Origin of the sequence: Duganella phyllosphaerae (assembly GCF_001758785.1) — a bacterium.
Lineage (GTDB): Bacteria > Pseudomonadota > Gammaproteobacteria > Burkholderiales > Burkholderiaceae_D > Rugamonas > Rugamonas phyllosphaerae.
The window spans coordinates 190,849-209,180 of the sequence record NZ_LROM01000152.1 but is presented as its reverse complement, the minus strand read 5'-3'; the positions used below and the strand labels follow the sequence as shown (position 1 = coordinate 209,180).

Annotated in this window: 17 protein-coding genes; 8 read left to right on the top strand and 9 right to left on the bottom strand. The window is 63.6% G+C overall.

Features of this window, described 5'->3' with window-relative positions; genetic code table 11:
• A partial coding sequence (locus DUPY_RS26290) for a beta strand repeat-containing protein (RefSeq protein WP_141749686.1) occupies positions 1–2,208 on the top strand: 2,208 nt, incomplete at its 5' end.
• On the opposite strand, the gene DUPY_RS26285 is transcribed toward DUPY_RS26290, so the two are convergent.
• Positions 2,205–3,140 carry an AraC family transcriptional regulator gene (locus DUPY_RS26285; RefSeq protein ID WP_084640901.1) on the bottom strand — a complete coding sequence of 312 codons (936 nt, stop codon included), beginning with the start codon at positions 3,138–3,140 and terminating at the stop codon, positions 2,205–2,207. The two genes, DUPY_RS26290 and DUPY_RS26285, sit on opposite strands and share 4 nt — an antisense overlap.
• 144 nt (positions 3,141–3,284) lie before the next feature.
• Here DUPY_RS26285 and DUPY_RS26280 point away from each other — a divergent pair, with 144 nt between their 5' ends.
• Positions 3,285–5,564: a PEP-CTERM sorting domain-containing protein gene (locus DUPY_RS26280; protein WP_084640900.1), complete on the top strand. Its 2,280-nt coding sequence runs from the start codon at positions 3,285–3,287 to the stop codon at positions 5,562–5,564.
• Between the two features lie 25 nt (positions 5,565–5,589).
• Here the strand turns inward: DUPY_RS26280 and DUPY_RS26275 are convergent, their stop codons facing one another.
• From DUPY_RS26275 to DUPY_RS26265, 3 genes are read right to left on the bottom strand one after another with little or no spacing between them, the layout of a single operon-like run.
• On the bottom strand, positions 5,590–6,531 hold the full coding sequence (locus DUPY_RS26275; protein ID WP_070252105.1) for an HD-GYP domain-containing protein: 942 nt from the start codon (positions 6,529–6,531) through the stop codon (positions 5,590–5,592).
• A 9-nt stretch (positions 6,532–6,540) separates the two neighbouring features.
• Complete coding sequence (locus DUPY_RS26270) at positions 6,541–7,737, bottom strand: pyridoxal phosphate-dependent aminotransferase (protein WP_070252095.1); 1,197 nt, start codon at positions 7,735–7,737, stop codon at positions 6,541–6,543.
• A gap of 54 nt (positions 7,738–7,791) precedes the next feature.
• Positions 7,792–8,250 (bottom strand): putative toxin-antitoxin system toxin component, PIN family, encoded by a 459-nt coding sequence (locus DUPY_RS26265; RefSeq protein WP_070252093.1) that lies wholly within the window; start codon positions 8,248–8,250, stop codon positions 7,792–7,794.
• Between the two features lie 32 nt (positions 8,251–8,282).
• Between DUPY_RS26265 and yaaA the strand changes: the two genes are divergently transcribed.
• Positions 8,283–9,053 carry a peroxide stress protein YaaA gene (gene yaaA / locus DUPY_RS26260; protein WP_070252090.1) on the top strand — a complete coding sequence of 257 codons (771 nt, stop codon included), beginning with the start codon at positions 8,283–8,285 and terminating at the stop codon, positions 9,051–9,053.
• A gap of 149 nt (positions 9,054–9,202) precedes the next feature.
• On the opposite strand, the gene DUPY_RS26255 is transcribed toward yaaA, so the two are convergent.
• Complete coding sequence (locus tag DUPY_RS26255; protein WP_070252088.1) at positions 9,203–10,009, bottom strand: outer membrane protein assembly factor BamD; 807 nt, start codon at positions 10,007–10,009, stop codon at positions 9,203–9,205.
• A gap of 66 nt (positions 10,010–10,075) precedes the next feature.
• On the opposite strand from DUPY_RS26255, the gene DUPY_RS26250 reads away from it, so the two are divergent.
• Entirely contained in the window at positions 10,076–11,128 is a 1,053-nt protein-coding gene (locus DUPY_RS26250; protein WP_070252086.1) for an RluA family pseudouridine synthase, read from the top strand.
• A gap of 43 nt (positions 11,129–11,171) precedes the next feature.
• Entirely contained in the window at positions 11,172–11,918 is a 747-nt protein-coding gene (pgeF, locus tag DUPY_RS26245) for a peptidoglycan editing factor PgeF (protein WP_229255513.1), read from the top strand.
• Positions 11,919–12,018: 100 nt separating this feature from the next.
• Here pgeF and DUPY_RS26240 read toward each other — a convergent pair whose 3' ends face one another.
• Positions 12,019–12,255, bottom strand: coding sequence for a hypothetical protein (locus DUPY_RS26240; RefSeq protein WP_070252083.1), 237 nt, complete (start codon positions 12,253–12,255; stop codon positions 12,019–12,021).
• 47 nt (positions 12,256–12,302) lie between these two features.
• On the opposite strand from DUPY_RS26240, the gene phaC reads away from it, so the two are divergent.
• Together phaC and phaR are read left to right on the top strand one after the other, a co-directional pair.
• Positions 12,303–14,021, top strand: coding sequence for a class I poly(R)-hydroxyalkanoic acid synthase (gene phaC, locus DUPY_RS26235; RefSeq protein ID WP_070252082.1), 1,719 nt, complete (start codon positions 12,303–12,305; stop codon positions 14,019–14,021).
• A gap of 200 nt (positions 14,022–14,221) precedes the next feature.
• Positions 14,222–14,785, top strand: a complete 564-nt coding sequence (gene phaR, locus DUPY_RS26230) for a polyhydroxyalkanoate synthesis repressor PhaR (RefSeq protein ID WP_070252081.1) — start codon at positions 14,222–14,224, stop codon at positions 14,783–14,785.
• Between the two features lie 196 nt (positions 14,786–14,981).
• Here the strand turns inward: phaR and DUPY_RS26225 are convergent, their stop codons facing one another.
• From DUPY_RS26225 to motA, 3 genes are all read right to left on the bottom strand, one after another.
• Positions 14,982–15,533 (bottom strand): hypothetical protein, encoded by a 552-nt coding sequence (locus DUPY_RS26225; protein ID WP_070252080.1) that lies wholly within the window; start codon positions 15,531–15,533, stop codon positions 14,982–14,984.
• A 12-nt stretch (positions 15,534–15,545) separates the two neighbouring features.
• Positions 15,546–15,773, bottom strand: a complete 228-nt coding sequence (locus DUPY_RS28145; protein WP_141749685.1) for a hypothetical protein — start codon at positions 15,771–15,773, stop codon at positions 15,546–15,548.
• Positions 15,774–15,859: 86 nt separating this feature from the next.
• Positions 15,860–16,717 carry a flagellar motor stator protein MotA gene (gene motA, locus DUPY_RS26220; RefSeq protein ID WP_070252079.1) on the bottom strand — a complete coding sequence of 286 codons (858 nt, stop codon included), beginning with the start codon at positions 16,715–16,717 and terminating at the stop codon, positions 15,860–15,862.
• A gap of 175 nt (positions 16,718–16,892) precedes the next feature.
• Between motA and rimO the strand changes: the two genes are divergently transcribed.
• Positions 16,893–18,293, top strand: a complete 1,401-nt coding sequence (gene rimO, locus DUPY_RS26215) for a 30S ribosomal protein S12 methylthiotransferase RimO (protein ID WP_070252141.1) — start codon at positions 16,893–16,895, stop codon at positions 18,291–18,293.
• Positions 18,294–18,332: the final 39 nt, after the last annotated feature.

The window sequence follows — 18,332 nt, the reverse complement described above, 5'->3', positions numbered from 1 at the left end:
GAGAGAGTGCTGTCCACGCCGGCGGTGGGCTGCGTGGTCCGCAAGCATGGCGGCGCCATTGGCATCGCCGGCGTCGGTGGCGCGGCCACGGCCGCTGCCAGCGCCACCTCGCTCACCGGCAATGTTTCGGCCACGGCCGTTGCAAACGGCGGCGCCGGCGGCAACGGTGCCGACATCGCCTGGCGCGGCGCGCGCGGCGGCAACGCCACGCTCAACAACGCGGTGCGCGGCACCACCACCGGCGGCTCGGTCACGCTGGCGCAGCGCGCCACCGGCGGCAAGGCCGGCGACAGCTTCGACACGATCCCGCCGTACCAGGACCTGGTCGGCGATGCTCGCGGCGGCAACGCGGTCTCCACGCTGGTACTGGAAGACAATGTCGCCAGTGGCCTGGCGCTCGATATTGCCAGCACCGGTGGCAACGGCGGCGCCTTGTCGGACACCGGCATCTCGCCCAACGCCGGCGGCAACGCCAGCAGTGCGCTCACGCTCACATCGGGACGCAACGGCGCCGGCATCGACGCCCAGGTAGCGGCGGTTGGCGGCATGGGCGGCAGCACGCCGTTCGGCGGCGGCATCGGCGGCAACGCCAGCGCCAGCGCCGATTTGCGCGGCAAGAGCGCGGTCGATGGCCGGGTGGTCGCCACCGGTGGCGCGGGCGGCACCGGTGGCAACGCCACCGCGTCGCTGCGCGCCAGCGGCGCCGGCACCGTGCGTGGCACGGCCGAGGCAAATGCCGGCGCCGGTCGCGAGCAGTGGCCGCTTACCAGGAGCAACTACGGTGCGGCGACGGCCAACCTGGCGCTGTCGGGCGACGGCGCGCTGGGCGCGGCCTCGAGCAATGGCGGCTACGCCACCAGCAACACCAATGTGTCGACCACCGGCATGCAGGCGGTCGACGTGCAGTCGCAGGCGGTGGCCAATGGCGCCAACGGCGCCGACATCGGCTCGGCAATCGCCAATACCGTCGTCAATACGGTGCGGGCGGGTATTTCTGCCGGGACGGCTGCGGTGCGCGCCGTGTCGGTCGCCCTGGGCGGCGAGCGGATTGAAAAAGCCACCGCCACCACCGACGTACGCGCCGCCGGCGACATCGTTGCCAGCAGCCGCGCCGTTGGTGGCTACACCAGCAACGGCGCGACGGATTCCCTCGCCGGCGAAACCGTCAGCACCACCAGGGCGATCACCAGCGGCGCCCATAACGTCAGCGTCACCGCCACTGCGCTGAGCAATATTGGCGACGCCAACGGCGCCCGGGCGTTCCGCGGCAACGGTACCGCCAGTGCGTACGGCCGTTCCGGCAGCGGCATTGTCGAGAGCGTCGCAGTGGCGCGCGGCGGCGTGTACGGCTACGGCTACGAGGAAGGCAACGGCCACGCCAATGCCGCCGCGACTGCGGTGACGACGCAACGAGGCGGTGTGAGCCTGGCGCGTGCCGAAGGCGAAGCCTTGACCCTCAACGTCAAGGCCACCGCGCAGGGCATCGCTGCTGGCGGCGGTGCGGTCACCTATGCGGCCGGCGCCCGCAGCACGCAAGGCACGCTGGCGCAGACCTCGGCGTCGAGCGCCTACCGCGACAGCGCCTTCCAGTTGCCGCAGCTGGCAGCGGTTTCCACCATGACCGCCCACGTGGGGGCCGGTCCGGTCAACCCGGCCGCGCTGGGCCTGGGCGCCAACGTGGCCGCGGCCATCCCGACCGTGCTGGGCACCGGCGTGCACGCGGCCGGTATCGAAGCACCGCTCTCCGAGACGCCGGCCGTGCTGGCGACGACCGGTGAATTCAGCTTCGCCACCGACAGCGCCCAGCGCCTGTTGCTGGGCTTCGTGTCATCGACCTTCACCGGCGGCAGCTTCGACGCGCTCGATCTCACCATCAGCAACAACGGCGTGACCCTGCTGTCGCAAAGCTTCACCACGCTGGCGGCCGCCAACCTGTTCTTCAACGACCACGTGCTGGACCTCGGTTCGTTCGGCGCGGGCAGCCAGCACCTGGTGATCAACTCGTCGCTGACGTACGCGCAGCAAGGCGCGTATGCGTTCAACTACGTGCTCGGTGGCGACGCGCTGTTCCGTACCTCGGCGCTGGGCGTAGCCACGCTCGACAGCGTCTCGGCCGTGCCGGAACCGTCGGCCTGGTTGATGATGAGCCTGGGCATGGGCGGCATGTTGCTGGTGGCGCGCCGCCGCAAGTCGAAGACAGTTTGCTAGGGCCGACGGCGCCTGACGGCTGCGTGGTCGGCAGCCGCTGGGGCCCCGGCGCGCCAGGCGCTCGGTGTCATGCCGAAGTGATTGCGGTAGGCGCGTGAAAAATGCGCCGGATGGCTGAAGCCGTATTGGTAGGCAATCTGGCTGATCGGCTGGTCCCCCCAGTCCGGGTCGCGCAAGGCCAGGTGGCACAGTTGCAGGCGCGTTTCCCACAGCCAGGTGCTGAAGCTTTGCGCCTCGCCCGCGAACAGGCGGTGAATGTGCGCCGCCGAAATATCGAGTGCCTCCACCAGTTGGTTGACCGACAGGTCGCTGTCGCCAATGCGCTTGAGCGCGTATTGGCGGATCCGGTCCAGGTGGTACTGGCTCAAACTGGGCCGGCGTTGTGGCTCCGCCACCACCACACCGAGTGCGCAGGCGGCCAGCGTGTGGCGGAAGGCGTCGGCGGCGTGCAAGGCCGCTGCCCGGGGCAGTCTGCCGTAATCGGTGGCGACATGACAATCGGCCATCGCCGTCAACAGCGCCACCTGCGGCTGGCGACACTTCTGCACCACGCCCAGCAGGGTATCGATCAGCGGACACAGGTTGCGCATCGGCGCCGCCGGCAGTCGCGCCACCATCACCTCGAACGGTTCCTCGAAATGCAAGTGGTAGGGCTGGCCGGCATCGTGCAACAGCATGTCGCCGGGGGCCAGCCGCAGCTTGGCCCCCTGCTGCGCCAGGGTTGCGGTACCGCGCCGCTGCCAGGTCAGCAATAAACATTGTTCGCCGCCGTCGCTGGGCTGCGCGATGTCGCGCTGCACGCTGTGACGCGTGCCTGCCGCCTGCGACAACGTCAGCGTGCCGAGCGCCTGGCTTTTGAAGGTGCCGGGAAAGTCGCTGACGGTGTCCATGTCGAACCAGGGGGCGGGGCAGGGCGATGGCGTGGGCAGCATGGGTTCGGTGGTGGGGAGATTGGATCAAGCAATGAGAGACTCAGGGGAAATTATAACTATCCCAAGTAAATTATTATATTCACAATATGCAATAACCGGTTTACCGTTCGCTTACCCTGCCATCCACTCCACGAAAATCATTCAATGAAAACCTCGCACCTCAACGTCGCACTAACGCCACTGTTGCTCGCCATGGCGGTCGGTCAGGCATACGCCGTCGATATCACCCGCACCGGCGCCAACGGCGCGCCTGGAGTCCGGGGCACGACCGATGATGCTCCCGGCAGTCCCGGCGGCGCAGGTAGCGCGGTCCGGCACCGCGTCGCCACCAGCGACGCCGCCAGTCGCCTCACATTGAACGGTGGCCATGGTGGCGACGGCAGCGCGGCGGGTACTGGCCAGGCGGCGCCGGTGGAGGGCACCCCTGGGGGCGCTGGCGGCGCCGGCGGCGAGGCACGCGGACGGCTCAGTGCCGGTCGCGCCACTGGCAACGTTGCTGCCGAAGTAAATGTTCGCGGTGGCAATGGCGGCAACGGTGGTGTTGCCTGCTGCAACCCCTGGGGCACGGCGCCGAGCGGTGCCGGTGGTGCCGCCGCAGGCACCGCTACCGCTGCAACCGGCAATGGCAATACCCGGGTACAGGTGCGCGCCACGGGCGGAACCGGCGGCGAGGTGGCCGATGGCGGCGCAGCCTTCGCCAGGGGCACGTCTGTGGCCATCAACGGTGTGGCGACGGGCGACGTGCTGGCCGTTGGCGGTAATGCTGGCGCCCCGTACGATCCGCCCGGGCCATGGAGCTTGGTGCATGGCTCACAGGGCGACGCCACTGCCGACCTGACCGTGCTCGGTAGCGGCGCTGCCAGCGGCCGGTCGGCTGCGGTCGGCAGGGTTGCCACGGCCAACTTGGCTGTGTCCAGTAGCGGCCTGGTCAGTGGCTGGTCTGACGCATCGGGCCGCGATGCCACCGCCACTCTGGCGCTGCGCGGCGCGGGTGGCACCGGCACCAGTAACGCCACCGGGCTGAACGCCACCAGTTCGGCGCGCGCCTACACTGGCGGCAGTGCGGTGGTGGACTTGACGGCGTTGGCGCAGGTCGACACGTTCTATGGCGGCGCCAGTGCCGACGTCCACGTGGATTCGGGATACGGCATGGCGGCGACCGGCAGCGCCGCCATCACCGGCAGGGCCCTGGCCGGTAACGTCGAGAACGCGCATGGCCTGAACACGGCGCGGGTGACCTTGCTGGGCACCGGTACGATCGTGGGGGCCAGCCAGGCGCGCGGCGCCGACAGCATTTTTACGTACGAAGGTTCTTACACCGGCTACCAGCTGGGCGGTGGCGAGGCGCAGAGTTTTGCCAGCGGTATCACGCGCGGCAGTGGCGATGTCACCATCACGGCGCTGGCACTGGGCGGTAAATCGATGATCAGCGATACGACGTATCCGACCAAGGGCGGCAATGCCAGCGCGGTGGCCAGCGGCCAGTCCGACAGCGGCAGGGTGACCGTGACGGCCGAGGCGCATTCCTACGGTGGCACGCGTATCAACAGTCCGTTCGACTCACCCCAGGTGCATGCGAGCGCCAAGACCACCGCTGGTGGCGGCACCTCCCGCGCCGAGGCGCGTCACGCAAGCTACGACTTGTACGGCGAGTATAGCGCTCTTGCCGAAGCATCGAGCGTGGGCAGCGGCGGCGCCACGGCGGTGGCGACCGGCATCAATGCCGGCGGCGGTTACGGCGGCACGCTCGAAAGTCGCGCCACTGCCGGTGGCGGCGGTATGACCATCACCACCTCTGGCCGGACCTGGCTGCTGGGCGCCGACAGCGAGGTAACGAACGCTGCCAACGTCGGTGGTGCGCTGTACGCCTTGCCCAACGTTGCCGGCACCAACGCCGTGGTGTCGGTTGCCACCGGTTTGCCATCAGGCGCGGACGTCGCTGCCTTGTTGAACGATAGCCCCGTGCTCGCCGCTGCCGATGCGCGGTGGATCGCCGCAGGGGCCATGGGCTACAGCAATGTTTCGCAGTCGCTGGTGATGCAGAGCGATGTGCGGTACACGTTCGCCACCGGCGGCGGCCAGCACCTGCTGCTGGGACTGTTCGGCGCACCGGGCATCGCCAGCGACGACTTCTCGCTCGACCTGTCAGTGTCCAATGATGGCGTGCCGGTGTGGACGGGATTTTTCTCTGGTAGCGCATTGACTGCGTTGATGACGGACCGGCTGATCGACCTGGGCGGCTTTGGCGCCGGCATGCAGAACCTGTCGATCGCGGCATCCTGGTCTGCCACCAACCAGGTCGCGTCCGACTACGGCTTCCGCTACCTGCTGGGCGTCTCGCCCGTGCCGGAGCCGTCCACCTGGCTGGCCATGCTGCTGGGACTGGGCACTTTGGTGATGGTGGCGCGCCGCCGCAGGGGGTAAGCATTTTCAGGGGGCGGCCGGCCAACTACAGGCCGGCCTGCGCACCCCACACCTGTTTCATGCTGAAGCGGGTGTCGGCTTCGTCTTCGGTGATCGCTGCGGCGATGGCTGTGGTGGGCAGCGGCCTCGCCTCGGCAGTCACCACTGCGCCGGCGGCGTCGCGCAGGCAGATCACTTGCCCCGGCCCGTCGGCCCCACGGCGACTGACCACGCCTATCTCTCCGCCGTGCAGACGCACCAGGCAGCCGGGCGGATAGTCGCCCAGTTCCTGCTGAAAGACGTCGAGCAGGTCCGCATCGACCGGATTGGCGCGGTCTTCGCGCAGCGCACGCAGCGCCTGGTCGGGCAGGATCGAGCGCCGGTAGTTGCGCGCCGACACTTGCGCGCAATAACGGTCGGCCAGGCTCAGCAGTTTGGCGTTGAGTGTGACCTCCGGGCTGGCGATGCCGGCCGGGTAACCGCTGCCGTCGTCGTTTTCGTGGTGCAGCAGCACGCAGGAAATCCAGTCGTCGTCCTGCACGCCTGCGCATTGCAGCAGGTTGGCCGAATCCTCGGGGTGACGGCGGACGATGGCCAGTTCCTCGCTGGACAACGGCGTGTGCTTGTTCTGGAACGTGTCCTGGTGCCGCAGCATGCCGACGTTCATGGTCAGCGCGGCGGCGGTCAGTGTCAGCGTCTCGACGCGGGTCTTGCCCAGCCGGCGCGCCACCACCACCACCACCACGGCGGTCTCGATACAGTGGCGCACGGCGTAGCTGCCGGCGATCTGGTTGAGCAAAATGGCGGCCAGGGCGATGTCGGCGTGCTGTTCGACCGCGTGGATCACGTCGGCGGCGATGTCCCGCAGCGCGCCTTCGGCGTCGGGTTCGTTGCGCAGGTTTTCCAGCAGGTGTTGCAGTTGGCGGTTGCTTGCATTGAGCAGATGCAGCACCGAAGCGGAAGGCGTGCCGGGATCGAGGTCGGCCATGGTTGGCTCCTAGATGGTGGCCAGGCGCGCCAGGGCCAGCGCCAGCGTGGCGTCCTGCTTGGCAAAGCAGAAGCGCACGATGCCCGACTCGTTGCCCTGCTGGTAAAAGGCCGACACGGGAATGGCCGCCACCTTGATCTCGGTCGTGAGCCACTCGGCGAACTCGGCCTCGGTTTGCGCGGAAATTTTATCGTAACGCACGCACTGGAAGTAGGTGCCGTCGGCCGGCAGCAATTCGAAACGGGTGCCGGCCAGGCCATTGCGGAACAGGTCGCGCTTGCGCTGGTAAAACGCCGGCAGCTGCAGGTACGGCTGCGGATCTGCCATGTAGTCGGCGATGCCGTGCTGCATCGGCGTATTCACGCTGAACACATTGTACTGGTGCACCTTGCGGAATTCGGCCATCAGCGCGGGCGGCGCCGCCACGTAGCCAACTTTCCAGCCGGTGACGTGGTAGGTCTTGCCGAACGACGACACCACGAAGGCGCGCGCGGCCAGCTCCGGGTGGCGGCACACCGACTCGTGGCGCTGGCCGTCGAACACCATGTGTTCGTACACTTCGTCGGACAGGACCAGGATATCGGTGCCGCGCACCAGGTCGGACAAGGCGTGCATGTCCGAGCCGCGCAGGATGCTGCCGGTGGGGTTGTGCGGGGTGTTGATCACGATCAGCCGGGTGCGGCTGGTGACGGCAGCGGCCACCTTGGCCCATGGCACGGTGTAGCCGCCGGCGCGCATTTCCATCTGTACGCACACGGCGATGCCGCCCGCGAGCGTAATGGCCGGCACATAGCTGTCGTACACCGGTTCGATCACGATCACTTCGTCGCCCGGGTGCACGCAGCACAGGATGGCGGTGGTGAGGCCTTGAGTGGCGCCGGCGGTGATGGTGATGTCGTTGGCGTCGTACTGTTGGCCGTACAGCGTGGCGATCTTGGCGGCGACGGCCTGGCGCAGCGCCGGCACGCCGGTCATGGGCGGATACTGGTTGCAGTCGGCCTGCATGGCGTCGGTGACGGCGTCGAGCAGGCTGCGCTCGCACGGAAAATCGGGGAAGCCCTGGCCCAGGTTGACGGCCTCCGCTTGCGCGGCCAGCATCGACATGCGGGTAAACACGGTCGTGCCGACGGCCGGCAGGCGGCTGGCAAGGACAGGAGTGGCGGTGTTGCTACTGCTGTGTTGGCTGCTGGGTAGGCTGCTGTTCATGTCGGCGAGGTGGTGGACAGATCGCCTATTCTAGCGCAGGTCAGCTGGTGCTGGTCAGCGGTTGTGCGTCAGCGGGTGTACGTCAACTTCGAGCGACCATTTCTCGGGCACCACTACCTGGAACATGCCGGCCTTGACCAGGCGCTTGCCCAGCTTGAGCAGCGCCTTGTCCTTCGTGATCAGCACACTGGCCCGGGCGTCGCGCGCTACTTCCAGGAACTTCTGGTCATCGCGGTCGGTGCACACCGGCAGACGCACGCCCGATTCGGCCGGCGCCACCACCTTGATCAGTTCGTCAAAACGGGCGGCGGCCAGTGGCCGGCTGTCGTCGTCGAGCGGCAAATGCTTGTAATGCAGCACGATATTGTATTCGTCGCGGCAATCCCACCGGGTAACGGCCTCGACCTTACCGGTTTCCAGCGCATCGAGCAGGGCGGCCCAGCGCGGGTCCTTGAAGACGAACAGGTCCAGGCAGACGTTGGTATCGATGACGATGCGGGGAACGGGTATCATGTCGGAAGTTCAGTAAATAGGTTAATCAGAATATGTTGATAGTGCTGTCGCCCGCCAAAAGTCTCGACCTCGAAACCCCTGCCACGACCAAGTTGGTTTCCCAGCCCGATTTTCTCGACCAGTCGGCCCTGCTGATCGACCGCCTACGCGAATTTTCGCCGGACCAGGTCGGCGAACTGATGGACCTGTCCGACAAGCTGGCGTCGCTCAACGTGGGCCGCTACGCCTCGTGGACCACCGACACTGCAGAAGGTCGCCAGGCCATCATGGCCTTCAACGGCGACGTCTATGCCGGTTTCGACGCCTACAGCCTGAACGCCAAGCAGATCGACTATGCCCAGTCGCACGTGCGTATCCTGTCGGGCCTGTACGGCTTGCTGCGTCCGCTGGACCTGATCCACCCGCACCGGCTGGAAATGGGCACGCGCCTGGCGACCTCGCGCGGCAAGAACCTGTACGATTTCTGGGGCGAGACCCAGACCCGCGCGTTGAACGCGCTGGCGGCGGAGCAGGGCGCGAAAGCCTTGGTCAACCTGGCGTCCGAGGAATACTTCAAGTCGGTCAAACCGAAGCAGCTCGCGGTGCCGGTGATCACGCCGCAGTTCGAGGATTACAAGGGCGGCAAGTACAAGATCATCTCGTTCTACGCCAAGCGCGCACGCGGCCTGATGGCGCGCTATGCGACGGTCAAGGGACTGGCCGACCCGCAGAAGCTGAAAAAATTCGATGTCGACGGTTATGCGTTCGATGCGAAGGATTCGAGCGAGACAACGTGGATTTTCCGGCGGAAAGTGGCGGAGTAAATTGGTGTAAAGGCCACAGATCCGTCATCCTCGCGTACGCGGGGATCCATAGAACCTGTGAATATAGCCATAGTGACCAGCGCCGGGCTGCTCATGCGCTCCATGGATCCCCGCTTTCGCGGGGATGACGGCTCAACCGCGATCGGTATTTATTTACTGCTCCAGAACTTCCACCAGTGACGCTCGGCCTTCTTGCCTTCGTCGAGGAACTTGCTGTTCGGGTAGTTCAGGCGGAATACCCGTTCGGTGTCGTTGCGCAGTTCGGTCATGCCCAGCTTGTCGTAGCTGCGGATCATGATGAACAGTGCTTCTTCGATCGAGGGCGAATCGCGGTAGTCGTCCATGATGCCCATGGCGCGGTTGGCCGCTGCCAGGTAGGCGCCGCGACGGTAGTAGTAGCGCGCCACGTGTACTTCGTACGACGCCATGGCGTTGACCAGGTAGCGCATGCGCTGGCGGGCGTCTGGCGTGTAGCGGCTGTTGGGGAACTTGTCCACCAGCTGCTTGAACGCCGCATACGCTTCGCGCGTGGCTTTCGGATCGCGCTCGGTGACGTCCTGCTCGTAGACGAAGTTGAGCAGGCCAACCTGGTCGTTGAAGCTGATCAGGCCGCGCAGGTAATACATGTAGTCGACGTTGTTGTGATTCGGGTGCAGCTTGATGAAGCGCTCGACCGCTGCCAGCGCCTGGGCCTGGTCCTGCGATTTGTAGTAGGCATAGGCGATCTGCATCTGCGCCTGCTGGGCGTAGGTACCGAACGGATAGCTCGATTCGAGACGCTCGTACAGCTGAATTGCGCGCTCGTAGTGCGCTCCTTCGAGTTCTTCGGTCGCCTCCGAGTATAATTTCGAAGCGGTCCAGCCCTTTGTTTCATCGGCCTTGTCGGAGAATGCTCCGCAACCGAACAAACTAAGCATCACCAACGTTGCTGCGACTACTGATAATTTTTTTTGCATATTGTTTTGCAAGAAGCTGTTTAACCAAAGTTTTACAATAGGCTGATTATAGCCGATGGGAATGCTGTGATATTAACTCCAAAGCCGAATTCGACCGAATCCTCCACCGAACTCGCCCTCGACCACACTGATCTCGACACCACCATCGTCCTCGATGCCGACGGCGACGAAGACGACAGCCTGGCGCCGATCGAACTGGAACTCACGCCGGAAGCGTGCGGCCAGCGCCTCGACAAGGTGATCTCGGGCCTGGTGCCGCAATTTTCGCGCGGGCGCCTGCAGATGTGGATCACCGACGGCTTCGTCAGCGTCGATGGCAAACCGGCAAAAAGCACCAAGGATACGGTCTACGGCGACGAGAAGATCGTCATTCTGCCCCAACCAGCGCCGGAAGACGAGGCTTTTAAACCGGAACCGGTAGAACTTAACATCGTTTTCGAAGACGACCACCTGATCGTCATCAACAAGCCGGCCGGCCTGGTAGTGCATCCGGGCGCCGGCAACTGGAGCGGCACGCTGCTCAACGGCTTGCTCTACCACTGTCCGCAACTGGCCGGTGTGCCGCGCGCCGGCATCGTCCACCGGCTGGACAAGGATACCAGCGGCCTGATGGTCGTCGGCAAAACCCTGGCTTCGCAGACCGACCTGGTACGCCAGCTGGCCGCGCGCACCGTCAAGCGCGAGTATTTCGCGCTGGTATGGGGCACGCCGCGCATCAGCGGCACCATCGACGCCTCCATGGGCCGCCACCCGAAAGACCGCATCAAGATGGCGGTCTCCACCAGCATGGGCGCCAAGCCGGCGATTACCCACTACGAACTGCTGTCCAGCGGCGACCTCGACCGTCGCCCGGTCAGCCTGATGCAGTGCCGGCTGGAAACTGGCCGCACCCACCAGATCCGCGTGCACATGATGTCGATCGGCTTCCCGCTGGTGGGCGACACCACCTACGGCAAACAGCACCTGTCCAATGTGTTCCCACGCCAGGCCCTGCAAGCGCGCCGCCTGGGCCTGGTGCATCCGGCCACCGGCGAGACATGCGAATGGGTCGTGCCGCTGGCGGCCGACTTCGCCGGCCTGATCGCCCAGGCCGGCATCGCAGAACCGGAACAGCACTGAAATGAATGCTTATCAACAATGGTTGATGCCACAGTGGCCGGGCATGCCCGCCAATGTGGTCATGCTGTCCACCACGCGGCGTGGCGGCGTCAGTCCCGCGCCGTATGACGACGGCATGGGGCAGGGCGGCCTCAACCTGGGCACCCACGTGGGCGACCAGCCGCACAACGTCGCCCGCAACCGCCAGATCCTGCGCGAACAATTGCCGTGCGACCCGGCCTGGCTGGCCCAGGTACACGGCACGCTGGTAGCCGATCTGGCCAAGGTGGGCCCGCAGCAAGTGCCCGAAGCGGACGCCAGCATGACCACCATCGCCGGCAAGGTGTGCGTGGTGATGACGGCCGATTGCCTGCCGGTGCTGTTCTGCGACGCCCAAGGCACCGTGGTGGCTGCCACGCACGCGGGCTGGCGCGGCCTGGCCGCTGGTGTGCTGGAAAACACCATCGAGTCCATGCGCGCCGCCGGCGCCGGCGACCTGATGGCCTGGATGGGGCCGGCCATCGGCGCCTACCAGTTCGAGGTGGGCGGCGACGTGCGCGAGGCCTTTCTGCAGGGTGCGCTGGACGATTCGAGCGTGCGCCACGTGACGGCGGCGTTTACTGCCATCGAACACAAGCCGGGGAAATTCCTGGCCGACATCTACGCGCTGGCCCGGCACCGCATGCTGCGCGCCGGTGTCACGCAAGTGCATGGCGGCGAATACTGCACGGTGTCCAACTCGGGCCGCTTCTTCTCGTTCCGCCGCGATGGCGTGACTGGACGGCAAGCGAGCTTGATCTGGCTCAAATGAGAGAGCCCTGATAAACCTACTGCGCGTCACGCTATCGCCTTTGCGTTGCTCAGCGTACCTGCGTACGCTTCCGCTACTCAAGACGATAGCGAGCCGCTCGCTACGGTTTCTCAGGGCTCCGTTGAGTCCCGGGCGTGCCGGACTTTTTTGCTTCTTGCGCCGCCTGCTCTGCCGCTTTGCGGCGTGCCTTGCGCTTGCCGGTACCCGAGATGTAAATCAAGGTCCCCAGCGGCAGCACGCAATAGAACAAAAACGTTACAATTCCCGCGACGATGGTCGGCTCGGTGAGCGCCATTAGTCCCACGACGTAAATCCAAGCAATAGCAACAATCAGCATGTAGCAACCCAGTTAAAGATACTTCATTATTTTTTAGGGAATCACACATGAATTTGCCCGATCCGCAAGCCATTGCCAACGCCTGGATGTCCCAGGTCGGCGACCCGAGCCAATGGCAGTCCTGGTTCAGCAAGGCGCCCACCACCGAGGCCAATCCCATGGCCACCATGTTGCAGGATATCGGCGTCGCGCTCAAACCGGAAGCGATGGAGCAGCTGAAAAACGATTATTTGCGCGACTTTACCGCGTTGTGGCAGGAATTTTTGGCCGGCAAGGCGCCCGCCATTGCCGATCGCCGCTTCAGTTCTGAGGCCTGGCAGGGCAACCCGATGTCGGCCTTCAATGCCGCATCTTACCTGCTCAACGCCAGGTTCCTGACCGCGATGGTGGACGCCGTGGAAACCGCGCCCCAGCAAAAGCAGAAAATCCGCTTTGCCGTGCAGCAGGTGGTCGATGCCATGTCGCCGGCCAACTTCCTGGCCACCAACCCGGAAGCGCAGCAAAAACTGATTGAAACCAAGGGCGAGAGCCTCACGCGCGGCCTGGCCAATATGCTTGGCGACATCAACAAGGGCCATATCTCGCAGTCGGATGAATCGGCGTTCGAAGTGGGGCGCAACCTGGCGATTACGCCGGGCACGGTGATTTACGAGAATCCGCTGTTCCAGCTGATCCAGTACACGCCTACCACGCCTGCCGTGAGCCAGGTGCCGCTGCTGATGGTGCCGCCGTGCATCAACAAGTTCTACATCCTCGACCTGCAGCCGGAAAATTCGCTGGTGCGCTACGCGGTGGAGCAGGGCAACACCGTGTTCCTGGTGTCGTGGAGCAACCCGGATAAATCGCTGGCCGGCACCACCTGGGACGACTACGTGGAGAAGGGCGTGATCGAGGCGATCCGCATCGTCCAGGACGTCAGTGGCCAGGAAAAACTGAATATGTTCGGTTTCTGCGTGGGCGGCACCATCGTTGCCACCGCGCTGGCGGTGCTGGCGGCGCGCGGCCAGCAGCCGGCAGCCAGCCTGACGCTGCTTACCACCTTCCTCGACTTCAGCGATACCGGCGTGCTGGACGTGTTCATCGACGAAACGCAAGTCTCGCTGCGCGAACAGCAGTTGCGCGACGGCGGCCTGATGCCGGGCCGCGACCTGGCCTCGACGTTCTCGAGCCTGCGTCCGAACGACCTGGTATGGAACTATGTGCAGTCGAACTACCTCAAAGGCAATGAGCCCTCGGCATTCGACCTGCTGTTCTGGAACTCGGACAGCACCAACTTGCCGGGCCCGATGTTCTGCTGGTACCTGCGCAATACTTACCTGGAAAACAGCCTGAAAATTCCGGGCAAGCTCACCGTCGCCGGCGAAAAGATCGACCTGGGCCTGATCGACGCCCCGGCCTTTATTTACGGATCACGCGAGGACCATATCGTGCCGTGGATGTCGGCTTACGGTTCGCGCAACATTCTCAACCAGGGCAAACCAGGCGCCAACCGTTTCGTGCTGGGCGCGTCTGGCCACATCGCCGGCGTGATCAACTCGGTGACCAAGAACAAGCGCAGCTACTGGATCAACGAAGGCGACGCCGCAGACGCCCAGGCCTGGTTCGATGGCGCCAAAGAGGTGCCGGGCAGCTGGTGGCCGCAATGGGCCGAGTTCCTGGCCCAGCACGGCGGCAAGAAGGTCAAGCCCAAGGCCAAGCCGGGCAATGCCCGTTACACGCCGATCGAGCCGGCACCCGGGCGGTATGTGAAGGCGAAGGCTGGCTGAGTGAGTTGCTGAGGGGAAGTGCTTGAGTGCGCGACGATTGGTTGCGTTGCAATAAATGCCAGCACTATTGCGACTTTCTGCAATCTTTTGACTTTCCCCTCTATAATACGATGAAGTAGGCACGTGAAAAGCGGACCGAAGTTCGCTTTTTCTTTCGAATTGTTGGAGACGCGCTGCGGCGCAATAAAAACGGACTTGTGATGAGTAGTGCGAAAAAAAATGCTGACCGCCTGATCAAGAAATACCCGAATCGTCGCCTGTACGATACGCAGACCAGTTCCTACATCACGCTGTCGGACGTCAAGCAGCTGGTGCTGGACAACGAAGTATTCACCGTGGTCGACGCCAAGACCAACGAAGATCTGAGCCGCAGCATTCTCCTGCAAATCATTCTGGAAGAAGAAGCCAGCGGCGCGCCGATGTTCTCGAGCGACGTGCTGTCGCAGATCATCCGCTTCTACGGCCACGCCATGCAGGGCATGATGGGCTCGTACCTGGAAAAGAACGTCCAGGCCTTTACCGACATCCAGCGCAAATTCACCGGCACCACCCCGGGCGCCATCGACGGCAAAGCTTTTAGTCCAGAAATGTGGACCCAGTTCATGAACGTCCAGGGCCCGATGATGCAAGGCATGATGAACAACTACATCGACCAGAGCAAGAGCCTGTTCGTGCAGATGCAGGAGCAGATGCAGAACCAGAGCAAGAACCTGTTCGGCGCATTCCCGTTCGTGCCAGTGGTGCCGCCCACGGACAAGAAGTAATCTTTCGCATCAGCTGAACTGAGCAGCTGAACTGAGCGAAATCTGAACGGCACAGCAGCTTTGGCTTCTGTGCCGTTTTTGCGTTGAGCCTCGCTATGAATGCACCTATAGAGTAATAAAGTGAAACGACCCTCAACTAAAACGTTAATGAGATGACTGTCGTCGGCGATGAATTGCGTCCGTAGTTTTTGTTGTGTTAGCGGATATCGGGGCGCGCTGCGGAATCGCCGGGGGCCTTTGGAGAGCCGACACCGGCCTTGATTTCTGCTTGTTGCTGAACCTCGCCGATAAATTTATAGCCGAGTACAAAAGCTCCGATCACCAGAATCGTGACGATATTCACGATAAGATTTCCGCCCACATCGCGCAGCCATCCCAGCCAGGTACGCTTGGCAGCGAGCGCTTGATTGATCGTGGTGAGTTGGAGCTGCAGATCCGCATTGACCGTCGCAATGTAGCGGTACAGAACGTCCTGCCGCGTCTCCGACTCTGCGCGTTGAGCCAAGTCGTCAAGACTTTCGTTGAGAAACGCTTGCGCCATCGCTTCTGCCTGCGAACGATATGCCGCAATCGAGGTATCAAGCGACGCAATTGCGTGAAACCCCTCAATTTCCTCGCGGCTGGGGCTGCCGCCGCCGGTGGTCTTGCAGAACTCGACCTTTTGCTGCTTGTAGCTAATGTAGGCTAAGGCGCCCACCAGGTCGTTTGGATCCGCAGTAAGCCTTTCATAAATGGTGTTGTAGGCCATTTGCTGCCCATATCACTCGGCCTTGATCACTGCTGACCGTGCAAAGCGATACGCCTCTGACATTTTTTTGCTTGAGACGCCAACTTCCCGCATTAACTTCGCCGCAATCTGCGAGGAAGGCGACTGCGGACGTGTGGGAAAGGCGGAGCCGTTTGGAGTCTCTTGCAGCAGTGCGGGTTTGGTAATCAACCTGCGATTGATGGCAATGACGTCACTGCGAGAGAAGGCTATTTTTGCCATGACGCTCTCCTTCTGAAATAAGTCTCGATTATACCCCTCTCGGTCCGGTGATAATGACACCAGCCGTCAAATAGGCAGATGCCGACTCAACGCTTCCCCGGCCTTAAAATCGACTCCAACTCCGCAAACGACGGCCGCTGTTTGGCCGAAATCACCTTGCGACCGAACTCCACCGCCAGTGCCGGTGCATAGCCGTTCAGGCTGGCGATGATGGTCACTTTTATGCACTGGAACACGCCGGTCGATTCCGCCAGTTTGCGCTCGAGCAGGCTGGCGATCGGGCCGAACACGCCGTAGGCCAGCAGGATGCCGAGGAAGGTGCCTACCAGCGCAGCGGCGATCAGGTTGCCCAGTTCGGCCGGCGGCAAGCCGACCGAGGCCATGGTGTGGACCACGCCCATCACGGCAGCGACGATGCCGAAGGCGGGCAGGGCTTCGGCGACCTTGTGGATGGCATTGATCGCCAGTTCGCCGTCCTGGTGGTGGACGTCGATTTCGTTGTCCATCAGGTTTTCGATCTGGTACACGTCGATGTTGCCATTGATGATCAGGCGCAGGTAGTCGGTGATGAATTCCACCAGGTGGGCATCGGCCATCACCAGCGGGAACTTGACGAAGATCGGGCTGCCTGGCGGATTGTCGATTTCGTCTTCGATCGCCATCAGGCCTTCGCGGCGCGCCTTGGTCAGCAGCTCGAACATCAGGCTCATCATTTCAACGTACAGGGCGCGGGTCTGGCGCGCGGTGTGGAACAGGGTGGGCATGGCATCGTACACGGCCTGGCGCGACTTGGCGTCGTTGGCGATGACGAATGCGCCCAGCGCGCCGCCGGCAATCATCATCAACTCGTACGGCTGGAACAGGGGCGCCAGGTGGCCGCCCTCGAGCGCGAAGCCGCCAAATATCGCGCCCAAGGCGATAACGATGCCAACAATAACTGCCATACACTGTCCAATCGTGAATTCCGATAAGACCTCACGATACCATCTTGCAGTATGGAAAGGTATACGGATGAGCATGTATTCAGGATCGCGGCGACAGCGCGGTGTCTGGGGGTTCTCCGCAGCAAGGGCAATCGGGTATAATGCCCGATTGCCCGGCATCTTCATGACACCCAACATGCAATCGCAACCACTTTCCCGTACCACCAAGCCAGCAGCAGCGACCACCGTGAGCGGTGCGGCGCCCAAAGTCGGCTTTGTCTCGCTCGGCTGCCCCAAGGCGCTGGTCGATTCCGAACAAATCCTGACCCAGCTGCGCGCTGAAGGCTACGAGACCGCCAAGTCGTACGACGGCGCCGACCTGGTGATCGTCAACACCTGCGGCTTCATCGACGCTGCCGTGCAGGAGTCGCTCGACGCCATCGGCGAAGCACTCGCTGAAAACGGCCGCGTGATCGTAACCGGTTGCCTGGGCGCGAAGAAGGATGCTGCCGGCGACGACATCATCATGAAGGTGCACCCGAAGGTACTGGCCGTGACCGGTCCGCACGCGCTGGCCGAAGTGATGGACTCGGTCCACTTCCACCTGCCCAAGCCGCACGAGCCGTTCATCGACCTGCTGCCGCCGCAGGGCATCAAGCTCACGCCCAAGCACTACGCTTACCTGAAAATTTCAGAGGGCTGCAATCACCGCTGCTCGTTCTGCATCATCCCGTCGATGCGCGGCGACCTGGTGTCGCGCCCGATCGGCGAGCTGCTGCTGGAAGCGGAAAACCTGTTCAAGTCGGGCGTCAAGGAACTGCTGGTCATTTCTCAGGACACCTCGGCCTACGGCGTCGATGTCAAGTTCCGCACCGGCTTCTGGAACGGCCGCCCGATCAAGACCCACATGACGCAGCTGATGGAAGCGCTGGGCGAGCTGGCCAAGTCGTACGGCGCCTGGGTGCGCATGCACTACGTGTATCCGTACCCGCACGTGGACCAGGTAATCCCGATGATGGGCGAGCACGTGCTGCCTTACCTCGACATCCCGATGCAGCACGCGCATCCCGATGTACTCAAGCGCATGAAGCGTCCGGCCAGCGGCGAGAAAAACCTCGACCGCATCCTGGCCTGGCGCAAGATGAATCCTGACCTGACCATCCGCTCGACCTTCATCGCCGGCTTCCCTGGCGAGACCGAGGAAGAGTTCGAGTACCTGCTTGACTTCCTCAAGGAAGCGCAGATCGACCGCCTCGGCTGCTTCGCGTATTCGCCGGTGGAAGGGGCGACTGCCAACGAACTGGCCAATCCGGTGCCGGAAGAAGTGCGCGAAGAACGCCGTGGCCGCGTGATGCTGCTGCAGGAAGAAATTTCTAAGAACCGCCTGAAGGCCAAGGTTGGCAAGACCGTGCGCGTGCTGATCGATGAAGTCAACCGCACCGGCGGCATCGGCAGATCAAGCGCGGATGCGCCGGAAATCGACGGCGTGGTGTACGTCAAGCCGCCGTACGAACCGCACAAGAAGCTGGTCGTCGGCCAGTTCGTCGACGTCAAGATCACCACGTCCGACGCCCACGACCTGTGGGGCGAGGCTTAGTAAGCCTTGTCAACGCGGCTATAATGAAGGCGGAGCACG

What these genes read in the sequence shown, in the direction of transcription:
- DUPY_RS26285 (WP_084640901.1), bottom strand. Translation starts at nt 3,140, where the DNA reads ATGCTGCCCACGCCATCGCCCTGCCCCGCCCCCTGGTTCGACATGGAC.
- DUPY_RS26280 (WP_084640900.1), top strand. Translation starts at nt 3,285, where the DNA reads ATGAAAACCTCGCACCTCAACGTCGCACTAACGCCACTGTTGCTCGCC.
- DUPY_RS26275 (WP_070252105.1), bottom strand. Translation starts at nt 6,531, where the DNA reads ATGGCCGACCTCGATCCCGGCACGCCTTCCGCTTCGGTGCTGCATCTG.
- DUPY_RS26270 (WP_070252095.1), bottom strand. Translation starts at nt 7,737, where the DNA reads ATGAACAGCAGCCTACCCAGCAGCCAACACAGCAGTAGCAACACCGCC.
- DUPY_RS26265 (WP_070252093.1), bottom strand. Translation starts at nt 8,250, where the DNA reads ATGATACCCGTTCCCCGCATCGTCATCGATACCAACGTCTGCCTGGAC.
- yaaA (WP_070252090.1), top strand. Translation starts at nt 8,283, where the DNA reads ATGTTGATAGTGCTGTCGCCCGCCAAAAGTCTCGACCTCGAAACCCCT.
- DUPY_RS26255 (WP_070252088.1), bottom strand. Translation starts at nt 10,009, where the DNA reads ATGCAAAAAAAATTATCAGTAGTCGCAGCAACGTTGGTGATGCTTAGT.
- pgeF (WP_229255513.1), top strand. Translation starts at nt 11,172, where the DNA reads ATGCCCGCCAATGTGGTCATGCTGTCCACCACGCGGCGTGGCGGCGTC.
- DUPY_RS26240 (WP_070252083.1), bottom strand. Translation starts at nt 12,255, where the DNA reads ATGCTGATTGTTGCTATTGCTTGGATTTACGTCGTGGGACTAATGGCG.
- phaC (WP_070252082.1), top strand. Translation starts at nt 12,303, where the DNA reads ATGAATTTGCCCGATCCGCAAGCCATTGCCAACGCCTGGATGTCCCAG.
- phaR (WP_070252081.1), top strand. Translation starts at nt 14,222, where the DNA reads ATGAGTAGTGCGAAAAAAAATGCTGACCGCCTGATCAAGAAATACCCG.
- DUPY_RS26225 (WP_070252080.1), bottom strand. Translation starts at nt 15,533, where the DNA reads ATGGCCTACAACACCATTTATGAAAGGCTTACTGCGGATCCAAACGAC.
- DUPY_RS28145 (WP_141749685.1), bottom strand. Translation starts at nt 15,773, where the DNA reads ATGGCAAAAATAGCCTTCTCTCGCAGTGACGTCATTGCCATCAATCGC.
- motA (WP_070252079.1), bottom strand. Translation starts at nt 16,717, where the DNA reads ATGGCAGTTATTGTTGGCATCGTTATCGCCTTGGGCGCGATATTTGGC.
- rimO (WP_070252141.1), top strand. Translation starts at nt 16,893, where the DNA reads ATGCAATCGCAACCACTTTCCCGTACCACCAAGCCAGCAGCAGCGACC.